This window comes from Endozoicomonas sp. ONNA2, from assembly GCF_024606365.1.
Lineage (GTDB): Bacteria > Pseudomonadota > Gammaproteobacteria > Pseudomonadales > Endozoicomonadaceae > Endozoicomonas.
This window is the reverse complement of record NZ_JAHHPO010001103.1, coordinates 1-1,788: the sequence shown is the minus strand read 5'-3', so window position 1 is coordinate 1,788 and position 1,788 is coordinate 1. Positions and strand designations below refer to the sequence as shown.

Here is a 1,788-nt window from a genome sequence, read left to right as displayed (position 1 = left end):
ATCATCAGGAACACTGAGTTTAAAATGGGAAAGTTATTTTTAGACGACTCCTTACCGCTTACCGCTTAGCGCATAAACAGTTGAACAAATGGCAGGAATCCCCGTAAAAATTGTCGTGTACAGTGGCAGTGGCTGTATTTTTCACTAACTTAATCATTCAAGAAAACCCTCGAGTGCCGGGAAAAGGCAGTATTTCCAATAATGCAAAACAGGAGCGACTTGAACAATATGATTCCGGGCAATATCACGTCAACTGGCAGTTCAGTTTCCTCAAATGACCTTGGCAGCAAAGGTGCACAGGCGGCTACCGATGAATCAGATCTGCAAGTCTGGGCAGAAGGCAGGTCAAAAGCACGGAAAATAAAACCTAAGAAAAAACGGCGCTCAGATTCTTCTGGCAAGTCTTTTTCCGGGGCCGCCCTTTGTGCATACAACAACCCCGGGCACAGTAATGTCCAGGGGCTGTTTGATAAGGGTCTGGAGTCCCGGCATTGCCAGCGCTCAACCGGGGCAGCGGCAACCTCTGATACTCCGGCCAGAAGACATTCTGATGTTCGCTTGGCTGCCCGACCGGGGTCCAACAAGGTTCTTTTGAATCGCCCGGAGTCCAGACCTCAATATAAGGCCCCACTGGTTGATATTGGAGCCAATCTGGCCGGACACAAATTTGGGAATCTCCCCCTGGTTATTGCCAATGCCGTCAGTGCAGGGCTTGGTAGCATCATGATAACGGGCACTTCTATTGCTGTATCTAAAATGGCCCAGGAGACGGTGAACAATTGGCTGCATGACGGTTTGCACTCTTCAAAAGCCTCTTCAGATTCCTCCCGATGCGCTTTGTACTATACCGTGGGATGTCATCCACACAACGCCAGGGATTTTCAAAAAGATGGTGGCATAGCGGAAATGAGAAAAATACTTGAACGGGGGGGCAGCCACTGCATTGCGGTGGGTGAGTGTGGCCTGGATTACGATCGTGATTGGTCGCCTCCTCCAAAGGTGCAAATAGATGTTTTTGAGGAACAGTTGGAGCTTGCTGCAGAGCTGAAAAAACCACTGTTTTTGCATGAGCGAAAGGCCCATGATGACTTTATCAAGAGTTTGAAAAAGTACATCAATCAGTTACCTTCACCCATTATGGCCTGCGTTCACTGCTTCACCAGTAACAGTGAGCACCTGAAGGCCTACCTTGATCTGGGCTGTTCCATCGGGATTACCGGTTGGGTAGGCGGCAACAATAATAAAGATCTGGTGGATGCATTGAGTTCTGTGGGTTGGCATGCCCTGCGGGACCGCCTGATGGTTGAGACTGATGCACCGTTTTTAAAACCTTATCAGGTAATGCCCAAGTCGTCAGATTCCAAAAATGAACCTGCTAATCTGCCCTATGTGGTCCATGCGCTGAGCCAGGTGCTCAGTGTGGATGGAGAAGAGATTGCTGCTGTAACCACAGAAAATGCCAGACGGATTTTCTCACTCGGTGACTGACGCAGGATCGTATTTTAATTAAACAATTTGTTTTTTTGGCAAAGTTTAACGAAACCTGCGGAATTCTCCATTCACAGCGCAAAGCGCTTGGATGGAGATGGGTGGGGCCGCCCAGGTGGGGCCGCCCAGATAGCAGGCAGCCGGAATGCCGGACCACCGTAGAGGCCTGCTATTTCTCTGGCCGTTCCTGTTTCTGGATATATCTTTTGAGCACTCCCAATGGCGCACCGCCAGCAGTAATCAGGCAATAAGTAGTTGGCCAAATGGAATCGTATATTTCTGGCTAAGTGGACAGTTACT

1 protein-coding gene is annotated in these 1,788 nt (G+C 49.2%); it reads left to right on the top strand.

The genetic code is table 11. The annotated features are described in order from the left end of the window. The first annotated feature begins 228 nt into the window (after window positions 1-228). On the top strand, window positions 229-1,488 hold the full coding sequence (locus KDK14_RS19650) for a TatD family hydrolase (RefSeq protein ID WP_257266910.1): 1,260 nt from the start codon (window positions 229-231) through the stop codon (window positions 1,486-1,488). Window positions 1,489-1,788 lie beyond the last annotated feature (300 nt).

Coding starts and splice junctions, on each gene's coding strand:
- KDK14_RS19650 (WP_257266910.1), top strand. CDS start 229: ATGATTCCGGGCAATATCACGTCAACTGGCAGTTCAGTTTCCTCAAAT.